16 protein-coding genes are annotated in these 17,326 nt (G+C 64.2%); 9 read left to right on the top strand and 7 right to left on the bottom strand.

Features of this window, described 5'->3' with window-relative positions; all coding sequences use genetic code 11:
* The first annotated feature begins 7 nt into the window (after positions 1–7).
* Both AC0L26_RS27355 and AC0L26_RS27350 read left to right on the top strand, forming a co-directional pair.
* A complete protein-coding gene (locus tag AC0L26_RS27355; protein ID WP_473635374.1) occupies positions 8–808 on the top strand; it encodes a ParA family protein in 801 nt (266 codons plus the stop codon).
* Between the two features lie 51 nt (positions 809–859).
* The gene (locus AC0L26_RS27350) at positions 860–1,744 is read left to right on the top strand and encodes a ParB/RepB/Spo0J family partition protein (protein WP_473635373.1); all 885 of its coding nucleotides are present in this window, start codon (positions 860–862) and stop codon (positions 1,742–1,744) included.
* 312 nt (positions 1,745–2,056) lie between these two features.
* Here AC0L26_RS27350 and holA read toward each other — a convergent pair whose 3' ends face one another.
* Complete coding sequence (gene holA, locus AC0L26_RS27345; RefSeq protein WP_473635372.1) at positions 2,057–3,103, bottom strand: DNA polymerase III subunit delta; 1,047 nt, start codon at positions 3,101–3,103, stop codon at positions 2,057–2,059.
* A gap of 712 nt (positions 3,104–3,815) precedes the next feature.
* On the opposite strand from holA, the gene AC0L26_RS27340 reads away from it, so the two are divergent.
* The 4 genes from AC0L26_RS27340 to lpdA all read left to right on the top strand — a co-directional run bounded on the left by AC0L26_RS27340 (position 3,816) and on the right by lpdA (position 8,928).
* A complete protein-coding gene (locus tag AC0L26_RS27340) occupies positions 3,816–5,048 on the top strand; it encodes a thiamine pyrophosphate-dependent enzyme (RefSeq protein WP_473635371.1) in 1,233 nt (410 codons plus the stop codon).
* A gap of 2 nt (positions 5,049–5,050) precedes the next feature.
* Positions 5,051–6,064, top strand: coding sequence for an alpha-ketoacid dehydrogenase subunit beta (locus tag AC0L26_RS27335; protein WP_473635370.1), 1,014 nt, complete (start codon positions 5,051–5,053; stop codon positions 6,062–6,064).
* 12 nt (positions 6,065–6,076) lie between these two features.
* Positions 6,077–7,405 carry a dihydrolipoamide acetyltransferase family protein gene (locus tag AC0L26_RS27330; protein WP_473635369.1) on the top strand — a complete coding sequence of 443 codons (1,329 nt, stop codon included), beginning with the start codon at positions 6,077–6,079 and terminating at the stop codon, positions 7,403–7,405.
* 125 nt (positions 7,406–7,530) lie between these two features.
* Entirely contained in the window at positions 7,531–8,928 is a 1,398-nt protein-coding gene (lpdA, locus tag AC0L26_RS27325) for a dihydrolipoyl dehydrogenase (RefSeq protein WP_473635368.1), read from the top strand.
* 168 nt (positions 8,929–9,096) lie between these two features.
* Here lpdA and AC0L26_RS27320 read toward each other — a convergent pair whose 3' ends face one another.
* Positions 9,097–10,200: a saccharopine dehydrogenase family protein gene (locus AC0L26_RS27320; protein WP_473635367.1), complete on the bottom strand. Its 1,104-nt coding sequence runs from the start codon at positions 10,198–10,200 to the stop codon at positions 9,097–9,099.
* A gap of 126 nt (positions 10,201–10,326) precedes the next feature.
* On the opposite strand from AC0L26_RS27320, the gene AC0L26_RS27315 reads away from it, so the two are divergent.
* Positions 10,327–10,755: an Lrp/AsnC family transcriptional regulator gene (locus AC0L26_RS27315; protein ID WP_473635366.1), complete on the top strand. Its 429-nt coding sequence runs from the start codon at positions 10,327–10,329 to the stop codon at positions 10,753–10,755.
* A gap of 12 nt (positions 10,756–10,767) precedes the next feature.
* Here AC0L26_RS27315 and AC0L26_RS27310 read toward each other — a convergent pair whose 3' ends face one another.
* The 4 genes from AC0L26_RS27310 to AC0L26_RS27295 form a co-directional block, all read right to left on the bottom strand.
* Entirely contained in the window at positions 10,768–10,977 is a 210-nt protein-coding gene (locus tag AC0L26_RS27310) for a hypothetical protein (protein WP_473635365.1), read from the bottom strand.
* Positions 10,974–11,729, bottom strand: a complete 756-nt coding sequence (locus AC0L26_RS27305; protein ID WP_473635364.1) for a COG4280 domain-containing protein — start codon at positions 11,727–11,729, stop codon at positions 10,974–10,976. The genes AC0L26_RS27310 and AC0L26_RS27305 overlap by 4 nt, the downstream gene beginning before the upstream one ends.
* 154 nt (positions 11,730–11,883) lie before the next feature.
* Complete coding sequence (locus AC0L26_RS27300; RefSeq protein WP_473635363.1) at positions 11,884–12,369, bottom strand: hypothetical protein; 486 nt, start codon at positions 12,367–12,369, stop codon at positions 11,884–11,886.
* Positions 12,370–12,439: 70 nt separating this feature from the next.
* Positions 12,440–13,198 (bottom strand): SDR family oxidoreductase, encoded by a 759-nt coding sequence (locus AC0L26_RS27295; RefSeq protein WP_473635362.1) that lies wholly within the window; start codon positions 13,196–13,198, stop codon positions 12,440–12,442.
* A gap of 246 nt (positions 13,199–13,444) precedes the next feature.
* On the opposite strand from AC0L26_RS27295, the gene AC0L26_RS27290 reads away from it, so the two are divergent.
* Both AC0L26_RS27290 and AC0L26_RS27285 read left to right on the top strand, forming a co-directional pair.
* Positions 13,445–13,810, top strand: a complete 366-nt coding sequence (locus AC0L26_RS27290; RefSeq protein ID WP_473635361.1) for a RidA family protein — start codon at positions 13,445–13,447, stop codon at positions 13,808–13,810.
* Between the two features lie 120 nt (positions 13,811–13,930).
* On the top strand, positions 13,931–15,154 hold the full coding sequence (locus AC0L26_RS27285) for an amidohydrolase/deacetylase family metallohydrolase (RefSeq protein WP_473635360.1): 1,224 nt from the start codon (positions 13,931–13,933) through the stop codon (positions 15,152–15,154).
* Positions 15,155–15,423: 269 nt separating this feature from the next.
* On the opposite strand, the gene AC0L26_RS27280 is transcribed toward AC0L26_RS27285, so the two are convergent.
* Positions 15,424–17,214 (bottom strand): NAD(P)-binding domain-containing protein, encoded by a 1,791-nt coding sequence (locus tag AC0L26_RS27280; protein WP_473635359.1) that lies wholly within the window; start codon positions 17,212–17,214, stop codon positions 15,424–15,426.
* Between the last annotated feature and the right edge of the window lie 112 nt (positions 17,215–17,326).

Genomic DNA, 17,326 nt, shown 5'->3' with positions numbered 1-17,326 from the left:
TAGACCCATGATGAAGAATGGCCCCCGAATCATCACCGTAGCCAACCAGAAGGGCGGCGTCGGCAAGACAACGACGGCCATCAATCTGGCCACGGCGCTGGCGGCGATCGGCGAAAAGGTGCTGATCGTTGACCTCGATCCGCAAGGCAACGCCTCGACGGGCCTTGGCATCGACCGCAAGGACCGTACCGTCTCGTCCTATGACGTGCTGACCGGTGAGCTGGAACTGGAAGCAGCGGCGATTCCGACTGCGGTGCCCGGGCTGTCGATCGTGCCCTCGACGCTCGATTTGCTCGGCATCGAAATGGAGATCGCTTCCGCACCGGACCGGGTGCTCAAGCTGCGCAATGCGCTACGTGCCGCGAGCGAGCGCGGTGCGCCCTTCGGCTATGTGCTGATAGACTGCCCGCCGTCGCTCAACCTTCTGACTTTGAATTCAATGGCGGCGGCCGATTCTGTTCTTGTTCCGCTCCAGTGCGAATTCTTCGCGCTTGAAGGCTTGAGCCAGTTGCTGGAGACGGTCGAGCAGGTGCGCCGCACGATCAATCCGGATCTGATCATCCAGGGCATCGTGTTGACTATGTATGACGGTCGCAACAACCTCGCCAACCAGGTGGTGCAGGATGTGCGGGCGCATATGGGCGACAAGGTCTATGAAACCGTCATTCCGCGCAATGTGCGTGTCTCCGAAGCGCCATCTTATGGCAAGCCGGCGATCCTCTACGACCTCAAATGCTCGGGCAGTCAGGCCTATCTGCAGCTTGCTTCCGAGGTGATCCGCCGCGAGCGCAAATTGCGCGCCGCCTAGGGGTAACGACTTGCAGAAGCTGATTCGATACCGAAACGATCTGGACAGACGATGAGCGAAGACCTTTCAAGAAAAAGACTCGGGCGGGGACTCGCCGCGCTGATCGGCGAAATCGACCGTCCGGCAGCGGTGGAAAAGCAGGGCATGAATGCCGACGGCAGGGTGCCGATCGAGTTCCTGAGCCCGAACCCTAAAAATCCGCGCCGGCATTTTGGCGACGCCGACCTGACCGATCTTGCCCAGTCGATCCGCGAACATGGCGTGGTGCAGCCGGTGGTGGCGCGGCCGTCGCCGACGCAAGCTGGCCGCTATGAGATCATCGCCGGCGAGCGGCGCTGGCGGGCTGCGCAGCGCGCCGGGCTGAGCGAGATCCCGATCATCGTGCGCGACGTCAACGATCGCACCGCACTTGAGCTGGCGATCATCGAAAACGTCCAGCGCACCGACCTCAATCCGGTCGAGGAGGCACTCGGTTACCAGCAGCTGATCGACGATCACGGCTACACCCAGGCCGATCTCGGCCAGGTGATCGGCAAGAGCCGCAGCCATGTCGCCAACACGCTGCGGCTGCTGAAGCTGCCTGACGTGATCCGCGACATGCTGGTCGATGGCGCGCTGTCGGCCGGCCACGCCCGCACATTGGTGACGGCAGAGGATCCGGCTGGCCTGGCCAAACGGATCGTCGAGGAGGGGCTTTCGGTGCGCCAGGCCGAAGCGCTGGCGCAGATGCCGGCGGGCGCTCCAACCGTAAAGCGACAGGCTGCGGAACCGACGCAAAAGGATGCCGACACGCTGGCGCTGGAAAAACTGATGACCGACACGATCGGCATGATCGTCACGGTCGAGCACAAGGAGCGCGGCGGCGTGCTGCGCGTCGCCTACCGGACATTGGATCAGCTCGATGAATTGTGCCGGAGGCTGAAGCAAGAGCGGTAGGTGCTTGCGGTGCGTATGTTTTAGCCGGCAAATAATCTTCTGGCTTAGGATTAAGCACGGCCGAGGCGGACATCTTCATCTGGGCAAGACACCAGGGCTGGCGATTGCCAGCCCTTCCTTGTTCAGCGTTGGTGATTGGCGAAATCGCCGAGGTTGCTGATCTCCCCCCTCGAGGGAGAGATGGCCGGCAGGCCAGAAGGGGTCGTCTCACATTAAGCGCCGGCACCTTGCGGAAGCGAAGAAGATGTCGGCGTTCCACGCGCTGCGACCCCTCTGTCGCCTTCGGCGACATCTCCCCCTCGAGGGGGGAGATCATCCGCGCTGCGCCAACCTTGCGCTCTCCACCGCGATGCCAAGTAGCGCCTGTCGCGCCAGCGCGACCGACAGATCCGGCCGTCGGCGGGTTTGCAGCACGGCGGTCTGCAGGCGGTTGAGCGCGCGGCCCAACCCCTCGCTATTCCAGCGTTCGAGCGCTCTCTCCACCAGTTTGCGCCGCGTGAAAAACACCGGCGGGCGCGCCGCGGCGACGACCGAAGCGGCATTGCGGCCGCCGGTGTCCATCTGCCCGCGCATCGCCTGGATCGCCTGCAGCTGCCGCATCGCCGACGAAAGCACCAGAAAGGCATGGCCGCCGGACTGGCAGTGGCGGGTGAAGGCCATGTCGAAGTCGCCGACTTTGCCTTCTAGCAAAGCGTTGACGGTGTCATCGAAGGAGAGACCGGAAACGTCGCCCGATGTCGCCCTGACGTCGTCGAGGCCGATCTCGGTCTGGCCATGGGCGTAAAGCACCAGCTTCTCGATCTCGCCGCGCGAGGCCAGCCGGTCGCCACCGAGGTTGCGGCGCAGCGCCTGCCTGGCCTCCAGCGTCATCGACATGCCGGCCTTGCGCAATTCGTCGTCGATGACCGTGTCGATGTCGCGGGCCTCGTCGGCGTAGCACGGCAGCGCCATGGCAATGTCGGCCGCCTCGACGATGGCGCGCAGGCCGACGCCTTTCTTTAAGTCGCCGGCTTCAATGAGTATGATCGCATCCTGCGCGGGCTCTGATGTCAGCGCCTTGACGTCGTCGGCAAGCGCCTTCTGGCCGCTGGCGTTGCGCACCCAGAGCAGGCGCCTGTCTGAAAACATCGGTACGGTCCGCGCTTCATCGAGCAGGCGGCCCTCGTCGCGATCGACTTCCGAACCATCCAGCCTGACCACCGAGAACGGATCGTCGAGGGGCAGGCCAGTTTTGCCGGCAAAGGCCCTGGCGCGCTCGGCGACGAGCCCGCGGTCGGGCCCGTAAAGCAGGACGATCGAGATGCGCGGATCCGGCCGCGCCAACCACGAATCGACCTCGTAACCTTTCTTCTGTGCCATGGGGGATGGTTAGCATGATGCGGGCGCGGGGTGAAACGAGATTGGGGGCAAAACTGCCGGTGCGGCTTGACTTAGGCGCAGGGCAGCCAGCGGGTTTGGTCGAGGGCCAAGTTAAGTGTCGCCTGCAACGCGGCAGCGCTCGAAGGTTACGGCATGGATCCTAGGGTCTGCGCCGCGTCGCTCCGCTCCTTGCTCCGCCCTAGGATGACGAAAGGGAGGGGAGGCGTCGGCTAGTCGCGAAGGCTTGCGATTGCTGTCACCCACCCCCGCCCAGCAGCCATCAGGTGCTACCTGTTACATGGCAATGCGACCGCCCATCTCCGACAGCCGCGATTGGCGTTAATGCTACTACGCCTTCGTCATCCTAGGGCGGAGCAGGAGCGGAGCGACGTCGCGCGGACCCTAGGATCCATGCCGTTACACCAGCCGAGGAGTGCGGCGATCCAGTGCTCGCTCGCGTGCCCCGCTCGGCGCGCCCTGATCTGAATCGCAACGTTCTGATCCGCGAATTGCTTATCTGGCGGGAAACCCGGCGCAATCATATGCCAAATTGCGCGCCGGCGCGGAAGATCGACAAGAAATTTCGCCGACATATCTTCATCTTGGCGAGTGCTGGCTGGCGCGGTTGTTGGCCCGAAGACTTGCCCAACGAATTGGCACTGGTCGGGCAGTGTGCAAATATCGCGCCGGGCAACATTGGAGGATCGTGGTCATGGCCGATGCAGGAATGTTGCGTTTCCATGTGCCGGAACCGGAAGTGCGGCCGGGCGGGACGCCTGACTTCTCTGACGTGACCATTCCCAAGGCCGGCTCAGTGCCGCCTCCCGAGATCGATGTCGATCCGCGCACCATCCGCGATCTGGCGTTTTCGATCATTCGGGTGCTTAACCGCGCCGGCGAAGCCGTCGGGCCGTGGGCCGGGCTGCTTTCCGATGACGAATTGCTGGAAGGGCTGCGCCACATGATGACGCTGCGCAGCTTTGACGCTCGCATGCAGATGGCGCAGCGCCAGGGCAAGACCTCCTTTTACATGCAGCATCTCGGCGAAGAGGCGGTGAGCTGCGCCTTCCGCAAAGCGCTGGCGCCGGGCGACATGAACTTTCCGACCTATCGCCAGGCCGGGCTGCTCATCGCCGACGGCTATCCGATGGTCACGATGATGAACCAGATCTATTCGAACGAAGCCGATCCGCTGAAGGGCCGGCAGTTGCCGATCATGTATTCGTCGAAGGAGCATGGCTTCTTCTCGATCTCCGGCAATCTGGCGACGCAATATATCCAGGCGGTCGGCTGGGCGATGGCTTCGGCGATCAGCAATGATTCGAAGATCGCCGCCGCCTGGATCGGCGACGGTTCGACGGCCGAGTCCGACTTCCATTCGGCGCTGGTCTTCGCCTCGACCTACAAGGCGCCGGTCGTGCTCAACGTCGTCAACAACCAGTGGGCGATCTCGACCTTCCAGGGCATCGCCCGCGGCGGCTCCGGCACCTTCGCCGCCCGCGGTCTCGGCTTCGGCATTCCGTCGCTGCGGGTCGACGGCAACGATTATCTCGCCGTCCATGCGGTGGCGAAATGGGCCGCCGAGCGGGCGCGGAAAAATCTCGGGCCGACGCTGGTCGAATACGTCACCTACCGCGTCGGCGCGCATTCGAGCTCCGACGATCCATCGGCCTACCGGCCGAAGGCCGAGTCCGACGCGTGGCCGCTCGGCGACCCGATCGTCAGGCTGAAAAACCATCTCATCCAGCGCGGCGTCTGGTCGGCCGAACGCCACACCCAGGCCGAAGCGGAAATCCTCGAAACGGTGATCGCGGCGCAAAGGAAGGCCGAGCGCCACGGCACGCTGCATGCCGGCGGCAAGCCATCGGCGCGCGACATGTTCGAAGGCGTCTATGCCGAGATGCCGCCGCATCTCAAGCGCCAGCGCCAGCAGGCAGGGGTCTGATCATGCCAAGACGGACGATGATCGAGGCGATCCGCGATGCCATGGACGTGTCGATGGCGCGCGACGAGCGCGTCATCGTGTATGGCGAGGATGTCGGCTTTTTCGGCGGCGTCTTCCGCTGCACGCAAGGGCTGCAGGCGAAGTACGGCAAGAGCCGCTGCTTCGATGCGCCGATCAGCGAAGCCGGTATCGTCGGCTCGGCCATCGGCATGGCCGCCTACGGCCTAAAACCTTGCGTCGAGGTTCAGTTTGCCGACTATGTCTATCCCGCTTACGACCAGATCGTCTCGGAGGCGGCGCGGCTGCGCTATCGCTCGAACGGCGATTTCACCTGCCCGATCGTGGTCAGGATGCCGACCGGCGGCGGTATTTTCGGTGGCCAGACCCACAGCCAGAGCCCGGAGGCTCTGTTCACCCACGTTTCCGGCCTGAAGGTCGTGGTGCCGTCCAACCCGCATGACGCCAAAGGTCTGCTGATCGCGGCGATCGAGGACCCCGATCCAGTGATCTTCCTGGAACCGAAGCGGCTCTACAACGGGCCTTTCGACGGCCATCACGACCGCCCGGTGACGCCGTGGTCGAAACATGAGCTCGGCGAGGTCGCCGACGGTCACTACACAGTCCCGCTCGGCAAGGCAGTGATCCGGCGGCCGGGGGCCGCTGTCACCGTGCTCGCCTATGGCACCATGGTCTATGTCGCGCAGGCGGCGGCCGAGGAGACTGGCATCGATGCCGAGATCATCGATCTCCGGACATTGCTGCCGCTCGATCTCGAGACGATTGTTGCCTCGGTCAACAAGACCGGCCGTTGCGTGATCGTGCACGAGGCGACGCTGACATCGGGGTTCGGCGCTGAGCTGTCGGCGCTGGTGCAGGAGAACTGCTTCTATCATCTGGAAGCGCCGGTGGCGCGGGTCGCCGGCTGGGATACGCCCTATCCGCACGCGCAGGAGTGGGACTATTTTCCCGGTCCCGCCCGGCTCGGCCGGGCCTTGCTTGAAACGATGGAAGCTTGAGAGGGGCTGACGATGGGCGAATATGTGATCAAGTTGCCCGATGTCGGCGAAGGCGTCGCCGAAGCCGAGCTCGTCGAATGGCAGGTCAAGGTCGGCGATCTCGTGCGCGAGGACGCGGTGCTCGCTGCTGTCATGACCGACAAGGCGACGGTCGAGATTCCGTCACCCGTAGACGGCGAGATCCTCTGGCTCGGGGCCGAGATCGGCGACACGGTGGCGATCGGCTCGCCCATCGTGCGCCTGAAAGTGGCCGGCGACGGTAATGTAAAGCCGGAGACCGGCAAGCCGGAAAAGATCGCGAAAGCCGAAGCGCCGACAAAGGCAGCCGCCTCCAAGCCCGAGGCCGCTGCAGCGGTGCCGAGGCCGTCGCCCAAGCTGGCCGAGGCACAAGCGAAACCAGAGCCGTTTCCGGCCGTACCGAAAAGCAGATCGCAGCTCTCCGTCTCCGGCGCGCCACGCCTCGAAGGTGAAAAGCCTCTGGCGTCGCCCGCCATTCGCCTGAGAGCGAAAGAGGCCGGCATCGATCTTCGGCAAGTTGCGGGAAGCGGCCCGACCGGCCGCATCCAGCACGAGGACATCGATGCGTTCCTGGCGCACGGACCGCAGGTGGCGAAGGTCTCCGGCCTCCCCCGCAACGAGACGATCGAGGACATCAAAATTGTCGGGCTCAGGCGCAAGATCGCCGAGAAGATGACGCTGGCAAAGTCGCGCATCCCGCACATCACCTATGTCGAGGAGATCGACGTCACCGCGCTCGAGGATTTGCGCGCCGCGCTCAATAAGGAGAAACGCAGCGGCGCGGAACGGCCAAAGCTGACGCTGCTGCCGTTCCTGATGCGGGCGATGGTCAAGGCGATTGCCGACCAGCCCAACCTTAACGCATTGTTCGACGACGAGGCAGGCATCATCCACCAGCATGGCGGGGTCCATATCGGCATCGCTGCGCAGACGCCTTCGGGGTTGGTGGTGCCGGTGCTCAAGCACGCCGAGGCGCGCGACATCTGGGACTGCGGCGCCGAGGTCGTCAGGCTCGCCGAGGCGGCCAAATCAGGCACGGCGACGCGCGACGAGCTCTCGGGATCGACCATCACCATCACCTCGCTCGGCGCCATGGGCGGCGTCGCGACAACGCCTGTGATCAATCACCCGGAAGTGGCGATCCTCGGCGTCAACAAGATGGTGGTGCGGCCGGTATGGGACGGTACCCAGTTCATCCCGCGCAAGATGATGAACCTGTCCTCTAGCTTCGACCACCGGGTGATCGACGGCTGGGATGCCGCGGTGTTTATTCAACGGATCAAGACGCTGCTGGAAACGCCGGCGCTGATTTTCGTGGATTGAGGCTGTGGACATGAGACTGCAGCGGCCCAGAATGAGAGCAGTAGCGATCCTTCCCACCCCCCTCTGCCCTGCCGGGCAGAGGGGGGTGCTGTCCCTCCGGCTTCAATAAGAGGAGCTAGCGCGACATGAAAGAAATCTCCTGCAAGCTGCTCGTCATCGGCGCTGGCCCCGGTGGTTATGTCTGCGCCATCCGCGCCGGCCAGCTCGGCATTGACACGGTGATCGTCGAGTTCGGCAAACCGGGCGGCACTTGTCTCAATGTCGGCTGCATTCCGTCCAAGGCGCTGATCCATGCGGCCGAGGAGTTCGAGAAAATCTCCCACATGGCCGGCGGCAAGAGCCCGCTCGGCATTTCGATCGCAACGCCATCCATCGATCTCGAAGCCACCATCGCCTGGAAGGACGGTATTGTTAGCCGGCTGAATAGTGGCGTTGCCGGTCTGCTCAAGAAGGCTGGAGTCAAGACCGTGCATGGCTGGGCGAAATTCCGCGACGGCAAGACCGTCGAGGTCCAAACCGAGACCGGGATGCAGGTGGTCCGCGCCGAGACGGTGGTGATCGCGACCGGTTCGGCGCCGGTCGAGCTGCCGTCGCTGCCGTTCGGTGGGCCGGTGATCTCATCCACCGAAGCACTGACGCTGAGCGAAGTGCCGGAAAGGCTTGCCGTCGTCGGTGGCGGCTATATCGGGCTTGAGCTCGGCATCGCCTTCGCCAAGATGGGCGCCAGGGTGACCGTGGTCGAGGCTTTGCCGCGCGTGCTGGCGCAGTATGATGCCGAGCTGACCCGGCCGGTCGTGAAGCGGCTCGCCGAGCTCGGTATCGAGGTGCTTGTGGGCGCCAGGGCCAAGGGGCTGTCGACCAAGGGCGATGCGCTGCTGGTCGAGACGAAGGACGGCAAGAATGCCAAGATCGCTGCCGACAGGATCCTGGTCACCGTCGGGCGCAAGCCAGTGATCGAAGACTGGGGGCTCGACCAGATCGACCTCGATATGGCGGGGAAATTCATCCGCATAGACGACCAGTGCCGCACCTCGATGCGCGGCATCTTTGCCATTGGCGACGTCACCGGCGAGCCGATGCTGGCGCACCGGGCGATGGCGCAAGGCGAAATGGTTGCCGAGATCGCCGCTGGTCACAAGCGCAGCTGGGACAAGCGCTGCATTCCCGCCGTCTGCTTCACAGATCCGGAGCTCATTACCGCAGGCCTGTCGCCTGAGGAGGCCAAGGGGCTCGGCGGCGAGATCAAGGTCGGGCTATTTCCCTTCGCCGCCAACGGCCGCGCCATGACCAAGCTTGGTGAGGAGGGCTTTGTCCGGGTCGTTGCCCGCGCGGACAATCATCTGGTGCTCGGCATCCAGGCCGTCGGCCAGGGCGTGTCGGAACTGTCGACGGCCTTCGGCCTGGCGCTGGAAATGGGCGCAAGGCTGGAGGACATCGCCGGCACTATCCATGCCCATCCGACGCAAGGCGAGGGTTTTCAGGAAGCCGCGCTGAAGGCGCTCGGGCATGCGTTGCATGTTTGAGGGCAGGTGATCTCCCCCTTGAGGGGGAGATGGCCGGCAGGCCAGAGGGGGTCGGTTCGACTGGATGCGACCTCGCTCGTGACAGATGGAAGGTGGGCGCTCTACGCGGGGCGACCCCCTCTGTCGCCTTCGGCGACATCTCCCCCTCGAGGGGGGAGATTACACAGCTCACCCCGCCAGTCGGCTAACCATCTCGTGCTGTGCGTAGGCGTGGCCAAAGCGGTTGGCGAGGAAGGCGTCGAGCGCGATGTCCTCCTGTTTGATGAAACCCTTCGCCGGCAAGGTTCCGTCGGCCAGCATGTCGAGCACCGCGCAAATGGCGGACGCCGTGGTGATCTGGATGGCGCTGCGCACAATGTCGCCGACGCGTTTGGCGTAGATCTTGTTGGCGTAGGTCTCCTGCAGCAGGCGGCCGTTCTTGCGGCCGCTGACGGTGACGAAGACGATGACTACGTCCTGCAGGGTCGCCGGCAGGGCGCTTTCAAAAATGTCCTTCAGCACGTCGCGGCGGTGGCGCAGGCCGAGATCATTGAGCAGCGCCTTCATGATCGCGGCATGGCCGGGATAGCGGATGGTGCGGTAGTTCAGCGTGCGAACCTTGCCCTTCAGCGTTTCGGCCAGCGTGCCGAGCCCTCCGGAGGTGTTGAACGCCTCGTAGGTGACGCCGTCGAGCGAGAATTCCTCGCGCTCCTCTAGCGGCGGCACCTCGATTAACTCGCCTTCGACGATCGCTTCGCAAGGCTCGCAATATTCGTTGATGACGCCGTCCGTGCTCCAGGTCAGATTGTAATTCAGCGCATTCGACGGGTATTGCGGCAGCGCACCGACCCGCATGCGCACGCTCTCCAGCGTGTCGAAGCGGCTGGCGAGATCATTGGCGACGATCGAGATGAAGCCCGGCGCCAGCCCGCATTGCGGAATGAAGGCGCTGTTGGCGGAGCGCGCCAGCTCCTTGACGCGTCTGGTGCTGACAACGTCCTCGGTCAGGTCGAGATAGTGCACGCCGGCACTGGCCGCCGCTTCGGCGATGCGCGTGGTCAGGTGGAAGGGTGCAGCACTCAGCACCGCGAACTTGCCGGCCAGGGCTGCTTCGAGCGTGCCTGATGCTTCGATATCGAGTTCCAGCGTCTCGACCGTATCAGGCAGTTCGGCTGCGCCGAGCTGTGCGGCCGAGCGGTCGACGAGGGTGACGTGATAATCGCCGGTGGACGCCAGCATCTCGGCAATGGTCGAGCCGATCTTCCCCGCGCCGACAACGATGATTTTCTTCATGACCGATTCCCTCACCCGAACGTTAATTGCGAAGGACAGATTCGCAGCTTGCCTGTCGAAAGGAAGCGTGGAATTGTGCGAAACGAAGCCTCTTGTTAATCAAAATGCCGATGAGGTTCGTCGAAAGTGCTTAGCAACGCCGAACAGGCCCTGCTTTCCCTGCTGCGCACGAATGCGCGCGCCTCGACGGCCGAGCTGGCGCGGCGGCTCGGCGTGTCGCGGACGACGGTGCAGAGCCGGATCGAGCGACTGGAACAGCGCGGCATCATCTCCGGCTATGGCGTCAGGCTTTCGCCTGATTACGAACAGGGACTGGTGCGGGCGCATGTCCTGCTTACCGTCACGCCCAAGCTTGCCGACAAGGTGGTGCGCAGCCTGCAGGCGCTACCGCCGGTGCGGACGCTGCATTCTGTAAGCGGCAATTTCGACATGATCGTCATCGTCGACGCGCCGTCGATCAAGGATCTCGACACACTCCTCGATCAGATCGGCGCGATGGACGGGGTCGAGCGGACGTCGTCCTCGATCATCCTGTCGACGCGGATCGACCGCTGAGCGCTGCCCTGATCACTGGTGCCGCGCGGCGCGCCGCACGCTCTGCACCAGGATCGCGAGGCAGCCGATCAGCAGCAGGACACCGCCAAAGAGCGGCGGCAGCGCCAGGAACTTCACCGACGCCGTGATCGCCGCGATCAGCAGCAAAGCGAGCAGCGCCAGATTGCCGTCGTCGACGAACATGCCGATGAATTCCCTCACCGCAAGACGAACGATGTTCATCGGACCAACCCTCCGATGGGTGCGGGATAGGCGCTGCGCAGCCAGCGGACGATGGCAAAGGACGCCAGCGCGACGATAGCGAAGATCGCGAGCAGGGCCAGATCGTCGCCGGGCCAGTGCGCATCGATGCCTTCGCCGGTCCAGAAGATGCCGAAGCTGGTCAGCATCAATCCGACGACGAATTTGAGCGCATTTTCAGGAACGCGCGCCAGCGGCCGATGCAAAGCGAGGCCGACGAGCATCACCAGGATGAACGCTGCCAGGGCGCCGAGGCTCGCATAGAGCGTCTGGCCGTGTGCTGCGCCGACCGCGATGACGATGAACACCACCTCGACACCTTCGAGCAGCACCGCCTTGAACGCCGCCACCCCGGCCAGATAGTCGGCCCGCCGATCATTGGCCTGCCGATGCAGAACCGCGGTTTCCCTGGAAAAGGCCGCATCCTCGTCACGCAGGGCGATGACACTGGCGCTGCGCAGGATGGCCTTGCGCAGCCAGCGCATGCCGAACAGAATCAGCAGCACACCGACCACGAACTGCATGATGGTAATGGGAACGAGCGCCAGCAGCGGTCCGAACGCAAGGACCAGCGCGGCGAGCAGCGCCAGCGCCAGTGCCGCGCCGATCAGCGCCGGTCGCCAGCTGCGCGTTACGCCGACAGCGAGCACGATCGTAAATGCTTCGACGACCTCGACGAAGGACGCGAGAAAAGCGGCTGTAATGGTCGAGATGATGGGTGTGAAGCCGGTCATGATTCTGTCCGTAGGGGCTAGGATCGGTTCTTATCATAGACGCGGATTCGGCACCCGCTACCGATTGTGACAAATTTGTATGCCAGCGAGCGACCGCTTCGTCATTCCCAGGGTCTGCGCTCCGCTTCACCCTGAGATGACGAAGGCATCGTGGCTAACTGCCGAGCGGGTGCGGCATGTAGCCGACGAAGCCTGATATTTTCCAGCTTCCCTCGACCTTGGTGCAGAAATAGAGGGTCTGCCATTTCAGCCTCTCGACGCTGCCGTCGGCCTTGGCGATCGAGCCGTTGAACTTCTTGTGCAGCACGGCGCGGTCGCCGTCGACGTCGATATCGCGCATGTTGGTGATGCGAAACAGCGCCTCGCGCAGCGATTCGGCGAATGCCGTCGCCGCGGTGTCCTTGGCCTGGCGCAGCCACTCGTCGCGATAGCTGCGAAGCGTCGGGAATTGCAGCCGCCAGGCGTCTGCGTCGCTGAGGAAATGGGCGTGCATGCCGAAGAAGCTCGAAGCGACGAAATCGTCCTCGACCATCGCCCAGTCCTGGCCGAGGAAAGCGTCGATGTCGCGCCGCACCAGCATCTCCCAGAGCGCATGGCGGTCGGCGTCGCCGGGCGGAAACGGGTTCTTGTCGAAGGTCACTTTTGCTCCCCTGTCTTGTGGTGTTTCGGTGTTGCGATGTCTCGGCCGGTGAAGGCTCGACTTGATGCGCTCAACCGCCGATCTGGTCCAGAAACGGCAGATTGCCGGCCATCAGGCCGGCGTCGACATTCAACGTCGTGCCGGTGATGCCGCTGGCAAAGGGCGACGCCAGGAATATCGCGGCGCGGGCCACCTCGATCGGTTCGACCAGCCTTCCCAGCGGATAGAGCTTGCCGACGGCGGCGAGGATCTCCGGCTTGTTCGCAAGGCGGTGTTCCCAGGCGCCGGTCCGGATCGAGCCGGGAATGACGGCGTTGGCGCGGATGCCGTTGCGGCCTTCCTCGGTGGCGATGGCGCGCATCCAGGCGTTGAGTGCTGCCTTGGCGGCGGCATAGGCGGGATTGCCGAAATGGGCTTGCGCGTTGACCGAGGAGATGAACACGAAGGCGGCGCCCTGCGGCTGGTTGCGCATGACGGGGAGCAATGCCTGCGACAGCAGTGCGGCGCTGCGAAAATTCAGATCCATTTCGTGATCGAGGGCGGCCGTCGAGACATCGGCGAGCGTTTCCGCCCGCGTCCAGCCGGCATTGGAGATGACTGCCGCCGGTGGAGCCCCTTCACCGATGCGCTTGGCAAACGCCGCCACGGCCTCGTCATCGAGCAGGTCGAAATGATGCGCCTCTTCTATCGCCGCGCCGGCCAGGTCGGTGCCCTCGCGATCGCAGGCGATCACCCTGGCCGCGCAGGCGGAGAGAACGGCGACCAGCGCGCCGCCGACGCCGCCGGCCGCGCCCGTCACGACCACGCTGCGGCCACCAAAATCGATCATGCGGCTTCCTCGTTCTCCCCTGCCAATCCTCGCCTGCCGGATGACTTGACGCAATCGCTCATCGAGCAGAATGCTGATGCTCTTGTAATAAAGCAACATGAATACCAAAGAATGTTGCTTTCCAACACGGCCTGTATGAGGATCGCCCGGACAGGCATAGACCTTTTGGCGGAAAACGGGCAAACCGGCGCAGCGGAAGAGCCCGAACCGCGGGCTCGCTGATGCCCTTGAACAGGAGATTTTTCCGTGCCCAAGCAGTGTTTTGGAACATCCCATGTGCCGCTGTCGCCGGCGGTCCGGGCCGGCGATATGGTCTATGTCTCGGGCCAGGTGCCAGTCGGCAGCGACGGCGTGGTGGTCAAGGGCGGCATCGCCGAGCAGACCGAACAGGTGCTTTTGAACATTAAAGCAGCCCTGGCGCTGGCCGGCTGCACCATGGACGACGTGGTCAAGACGACCGTGTGGCTCGAGGATGCGCGCGATTTCGGCGCTTTCAATGCCGTCTATGCCAGGCATTTTCCAAAAGATCCGCCGGCGCGCACCACCGTCGAATCGCGGCTGATGATCGACATCAAGATCGAGGTCGAGGCTGTCGCCTACAGACCGGTGTGAGAACATTTTGCAGCCAAATGGAGTCATTTGGCGTCCGCATAAATGCGGTAAACGAATAGCTAGAGCGAGTTACGGTTCCCAGGAACCGGAACTGCTCTAGACGGAACGGAGGCGACGCCGATGCAATTTGATCTCCTCCTGAAGGGCGGCCGCCTTATCGATCCGGCGTCCGGCCTCGACGCGCAACGGGATCTGGCCATCGCCGATGGCCGCATCGCCGCGATCGATGCCGACATCCCGTTTGAGCGTGCCGCGCGCGTCATCGATGCCACCGGCTCCATCGTCGCGCCCGGCCTCATCGACCTGCACAGCCACGTCTATTGGGGCGGCACCTCGCTCGGCGTCGATGCCGACCGCCTCGCCGCCAAAAGCGGCACCACCACGTTCATCGACGCGGGAAGCGCCGGCGCCGGCAACTTCCTCGGCTTTCGCCGCCATGTCATCGAGCGCTCGAAGGTCCGCATCCTGGCCTATGTCAACATTTCGTTTGCCGGCATTTTCGGCTTCTCGCAGACCGTTTCGGTCGGCGAGTGCAGCGACCTCAGGCTCTGCGAGCCGCGCGAGACGGTGGCGGCGGTGCGCGAGCACGCCGATGTGGTTGTCGGCGTCAAAGTCCGCTCGGGCCGCCATGCCGGCGGCACCAGCGGCATTGCGCCGGTCGACCTGGCGCTGGAAGCCGCCGATCAGGTCGGCCTGCCGCTGATGGCGCATATCGACGAGCCGCCGCCGGGCCGCTCGGAAGTGCTGCCGCGGCTGCGCAAGGGCGACATTCTCACCCACTGCTTCCGGCCGTTTCCCAATGCGCCGATCTTCGCATCGGGGTCGGTGCGGCCCGACATGCGGCTGGCGCGCGAGCGCGGCGTCATCTTCGACATCGGCCACGGCATGGGCTCGTTCGATTTCGAGGTCGCCAGGGCGATGCTCGGCGAAGGGCTGGCGCCTGATGTGATCAGCAGCGACGTGCATCTCTACTGCGTCGACGGGCCGGCCTTCGACATTCTGGTCTGCATGTCGAAACTGCTGGCGCTCGGCATGCCGCTGGTCGAGGTGCTGCGCGCGGCGACACAGCGGCCGGCCGAGGCGATCGCTAGGCTCGATCTTGGCGCGCTTACGGTCGGCGCCGTCGGCGACATCGCGGTGCTGCGGCTGCGCTCGGGGCGTTTCACCTTTGTCGATGCCGTCGGCGCGTCGCTGGTCGCCGAGCAGAGGCTGGTCTCGGACGGCATCGTGATTGGCGGCACCTGGTGGCCGAACGAGGCGGCTAACGATCTCGGCGATACCGAGCGTTTCGAGGCGCATGCGCATGACACGCATGTCGATGTGGTGGCCAGGCATTTCGGGTGAAGGCACGATTGAGAGCTGGGCTTGCCGCCACGCATTCGTCATCCCAGGGCGGAGCGACGCGAAGCGGAGCGCAGACCCTGGGATCCATGCCGTAACCGTTGCCGAAGAATGCAGCGGTCCGACATTCGACGGAACCGAACGCATGCCTGCGGAGACAAGGCGCCCGGTTCTGGTCCGCTTCGCATGTCATCGATGGAACGGCATGGATCCTAGGGTCTGCGCCGCGTCGCTGCGCTCCTTGCTTCGCCCTAGGATGACGAAGGCACAGGTTAGCAGCCGGAGTTGCTAGGCGCCCCATAGACCGGCGTCGCAACCCCTTCCATCCTCGCCTTGATCTGCAGCGCCACATATTTGGAGTAAAAACGCGACAGCGCCAGATTGCCGCCGTGGAACCATAGCGCTTCCTGCGCGGTCGGCTTCCACATGTTGCGCAATTCGCCTTGCCATGGCCCCGGGTCGCCTTTCACGCCTGAGCCAATCCCCCAGCACGGGCCGACCTTGTCGGCGACCTCGCGCGAGACGATCGCCGCCACAGTTTCGTTCATCGACTGATAGCCGGTGCAGGAGATGATCGCATCGGCCGCCAGTTCGGTGCCGTCGTCGAAGAGGATCCCGGTCGGCGTCAGCGACTTGATCCCGACGCCGCTGCGGACGCCGATCTCGCCGTCGATGATCAGATCCGAAGCGCCGACGTCGATGTAATAGCCCGAGCCGGTGCGGTAGGCCTTCATCAGCAGTCCGGTCTCGTCGTCGCCGAAATCGATGGCGAAGCCGGCGCCGCGCAGACGATCATAGAAAGCGGCGTCGCGCGCCTTGATGATGTCGTAGAGCGCGCGCTGGCTTTGCGGCAGCAGCGCAAACGGCGTCGAGGCGACGATCATGTCGGCCTTCTCGGTGGTGATGCCGCGGGCCAGCGCATCTTCCGAAAAGATCTCGAAGCCGACCTTCATCAGCGTGTCGGACTTGACCACCGTCGTCGGTGAGCGCTGGATCATGGTCACCTCGGCGCCGCTCTCCCAGAGGTCGACGCTGACGTCATGGCCAGAACTCGCCGCGCCGATGACCGCAACGCGTTTGCCGCGGAATTTCTCGCCGCTGGAATACTGGCTGGAATGCAGGATCTCGCCCTGGAACGCCTCGGCGCCGGGCAGGTCGATCTGCCTCGGCGGGCCATAGGCGCCAGTCGCGAAGACGATGTGCTTTGGCTTCAGCGTGATGCGCTCGCCGGCGCGTTCGACCTCGACCGTCCAGATTTTTTCGGCCTCGTCATAGCTGGCGCTGACGCATCGCGTAGAGGTCCAGTAATTGAGCTCCATGACGCGCGTGTACATTTCCAGCCAGTCGCCCATCTTGTCCTTGGGCGTGAACACCGGCCAGTTTTCCGGAAATGGGATATAGGGCAGATGGTCGTACCAGACCGGGTCGTGCAGCACGAGCGAGCGATAGCGGTTGCGCCAGGAATCGCCGGCCTGTGCATTTTTCTCGATGACGATGGCCGGCACGCCGAGTTGCCTGAGCCTCGCGCCCAGCATGATGCCGCCCTGGCCGCCGCCGATGACCAGGCCGTAGGGCTGCTGGCCGGCGCCGAGGTCACGCGTCTCGCGCGCTCGAGCCTCCGACCAGGTCTCGCGGTCGGGATCGGCCTTGTGGCGGACACCGAGCGGCCGCGCCGGACCCTTGCGCTCCTCAAAGCCCTTGAGGTCGGTCATCGCCGTGAACAGCGTCCGGCACCGGCCGTCCTGCAGGCGCATGATGCCGTGGCCCCATGCCGATGATGTCTCGAAGGTGAACCAGGCTTCGACGATGCCTTCGTCCGAGTTTGCTTCGCCACTGAGCTGCCAAGCAGTCGGTCTTGCCCTCGCCAGCGTGGCATCCAGCATATCGCGGATGGCTGCCCGCCCTTCCATGGTCTTGATGTTCCAGGTGAAGGTCAGCAGGTCGCGCCAGTAGCAGTCCTCGACAAACAGGCTGGTCGCGGCCTCGGCGTCGCCCGCTTCGAGCGCCCGGGCGAGGGAGGAAAGCCAGGTCGCCGCCTGTTTCGATGGTGCCATGTCGAGCATCTGTGGTCCTTCTACCTTTTCAAGTCGGCGCCGCCCCCTCACCCAGCCTCCGCTTCGCTCGGCTGACCTCTCCCGAGGGGAGAGGAGCCTGTCGACGCCGACGCCAACCTCT

The sequence above is a fragment of the Mesorhizobium sp. WSM4823 genome (assembly GCF_055811195.1).
The sequence above is the reverse complement of the archived record's forward strand: the minus strand, read 5'-3'. Positions and strand labels throughout refer to the sequence as shown.

What these genes read in the sequence shown, in the direction of transcription:
- AC0L26_RS27335 (WP_473635370.1), top strand. Translation starts at nt 5,051, where the DNA reads ATGCCAAGACGGACGATGATCGAGGCGATCCGCGATGCCATGGACGTG.
- AC0L26_RS27280 (WP_473635359.1), bottom strand. Translation starts at nt 17,214, where the DNA reads ATGCTCGACATGGCACCATCGAAACAGGCGGCGACCTGGCTTTCCTCC.
- holA (WP_473635372.1), bottom strand. Translation starts at nt 3,103, where the DNA reads ATGGCACAGAAGAAAGGTTACGAGGTCGATTCGTGGTTGGCGCGGCCG.
- lpdA (WP_473635368.1), top strand. Translation starts at nt 7,531, where the DNA reads ATGAAAGAAATCTCCTGCAAGCTGCTCGTCATCGGCGCTGGCCCCGGT.
- AC0L26_RS27310 (WP_473635365.1), bottom strand. Translation starts at nt 10,977, where the DNA reads ATGAACATCGTTCGTCTTGCGGTGAGGGAATTCATCGGCATGTTCGTC.
- AC0L26_RS27355 (WP_473635374.1), top strand. Translation starts at nt 8, where the DNA reads ATGATGAAGAATGGCCCCCGAATCATCACCGTAGCCAACCAGAAGGGC.
- AC0L26_RS27320 (WP_473635367.1), bottom strand. Translation starts at nt 10,200, where the DNA reads ATGAAGAAAATCATCGTTGTCGGCGCGGGGAAGATCGGCTCGACCATT.
- AC0L26_RS27295 (WP_473635362.1), bottom strand. Translation starts at nt 13,198, where the DNA reads ATGATCGATTTTGGTGGCCGCAGCGTGGTCGTGACGGGCGCGGCCGGC.
- AC0L26_RS27330 (WP_473635369.1), top strand. Translation starts at nt 6,077, where the DNA reads ATGGGCGAATATGTGATCAAGTTGCCCGATGTCGGCGAAGGCGTCGCC.
- AC0L26_RS27285 (WP_473635360.1), top strand. Translation starts at nt 13,931, where the DNA reads ATGCAATTTGATCTCCTCCTGAAGGGCGGCCGCCTTATCGATCCGGCG.
- AC0L26_RS27350 (WP_473635373.1), top strand. Translation starts at nt 860, where the DNA reads ATGAGCGAAGACCTTTCAAGAAAAAGACTCGGGCGGGGACTCGCCGCG.
- AC0L26_RS27305 (WP_473635364.1), bottom strand. Translation starts at nt 11,729, where the DNA reads ATGACCGGCTTCACACCCATCATCTCGACCATTACAGCCGCTTTTCTC.
- AC0L26_RS27340 (WP_473635371.1), top strand. Translation starts at nt 3,816, where the DNA reads ATGGCCGATGCAGGAATGTTGCGTTTCCATGTGCCGGAACCGGAAGTG.